At 59.2% G+C, this 1,594-nt stretch carries 1 protein-coding gene; it reads right to left on the reverse strand.

Translation table 11 applies throughout. The features are described 5' to 3' along the window. Positions 1–102 precede the first annotated feature (102 nt). On the reverse strand, positions 103–1,239 hold the full coding sequence (locus tag F1735_RS33430; RefSeq protein ID WP_167241292.1) for an autoinducer binding domain-containing protein: 1,137 nt from the start codon (positions 1,237–1,239) through the stop codon (positions 103–105). Positions 1,240–1,594: the final 355 nt, after the last annotated feature.

A 1,594-nucleotide genomic window follows, 5' to 3' on the forward strand; every position in this document is an offset into this window, starting at 1 on the left:
GAAGACTACTACTGGGCAATGTTCGATCTGCCTGACCACTATCGCAAGCGCGAACCGTATTCGCACGCCAGGTTCCTGCGCGAGCACCTCCACCGCCCCTGATTACCGTGTAACGGGAAGCATGCCGTGCAGCTTGGCCTTGTTGATCGCATCGATGCTGGACTTGGCTTTCAATTCGACCTTGAACGACTTGATATGCCGGTCCAATGCAGACAGGCTCATCCTCATGCGGTCGGCGATCTCCTTGCGCTGCAGGCCATCGTGCATGTGAAGCAGAATCGTCCTCTCGATATCTGACAGGACCGCGCCCGCGGCGGCTTGGGCAGCGGCGGGTGCCCGCAGCTGGTGCCGCATCATGCTGTGCGCGAACCGGGCGATTTCAACCAGACTGGGCTCGATCAAGCGCAGCTCCCTTTCCGTGACAGCTTCACCCTTGCGTGACAGGACCAGCGTGGCCAGGCCGTCGTCGGACGTCATCAGCCAACCGTGCTCGATGCCTTGTTCGATAGCTGCGGTCCAGAACGCCGGATCTTCGGCGTGCCATTGCGCGGCGTGCCAGGTATGGGCGCCGCGCTGCATGTGCAGGCGTGGATCGCGCATCGCTAGTTCTTCCGTTGCATACACCTGGCGCCAGGCCGGCCGGTGATTTTCTTCAAGCACGTAGATGTTGACATCTTCCTTGCAGCGGGCGTAGGCGAGGGTCTGGTCGAAGGAGAACTTCTGCCTGGCAAGCTTGGCGATCTGCGCGAACTGGTCCGCTGGCGGGAGGCAGGCCAGCTCGCGTGCGGTCTTTCTGCCCCAAGTCGCGGTTCCATCCCGGTGAAGGGGCCGCATGGCGATAGGTATGGGACGCAACGCGGCACGCATGGACGGCAGCTGCGGATCGTTGCGCACGTCCCGCGCCTCCAGGTTGAGCTTCACATAAGGTTGCCAGTCAAGCCGGCGTCGAAGGCGGCGCATCAGCATGCGGTAGAACGTGGGCCGGGACAGATCTTGTTTGAAAGGGGTGACAAGAACGATGTTTGTGCTTACGCCCTGCGCCGGCACGACAAAATCGTCGCGTACCTCATCGAAATACCAGTGGAAACGGACCCACACTTCGGAATCAAGTTGGCCGCGCCATTCGCTGAAGCCGGCGACCTTGGCGGGCACGATGCGCCGGATCTCGCGCAGCAAGGTGTCGTCGGCCTGTATGAGCGTGGCAAGGTGCGCGACCGCGCGCAGCTGGGCCGTGGTCATTCTCACTTCGGGAAACGGGGTGCTACCAGCCATTTAATTCCGCATTGCAATAAGCGGTGGCAAGTGTAGCGCAGATTGTTAATCTTAGCTATTGGGCAAAGTTGAGGGCCGCGTCCCAGGGCCTGGCCGCTTCGGCAGGCGCTACTTCACAAAGGGCCGTCCCTTCCCCGCAGTGAGCGATGCCAGTCTGCGGGCAATAAAAATTAACAAAATGCAATAGTTGACAGTTGCATAATTTGATGTGCTGCTCAACTTACAGCTGATAGTTTACTGTCAAACGTAAATTATTACTTCGGCGAAAGGTGATAGTTAACTTCGGTTGCCATGAACCCTACGCTCTGGCACAGTGTCACTA

Origin of the sequence: Massilia genomosp. 1 (assembly GCF_011682185.1) — a bacterium.
GTDB lineage: Bacteria > Pseudomonadota > Gammaproteobacteria > Burkholderiales > Burkholderiaceae_D > Telluria_A > Telluria_A rubra.

Bases quoted from the DNA above. Each gene is read 5' to 3' on its own strand.
- F1735_RS33430 (WP_167241292.1), bottom strand. From the start codon at position 1,239: ATGACCACGGCCCAGCTGCGCGCGGTCGCGCACCTTGCCACGCTCATA.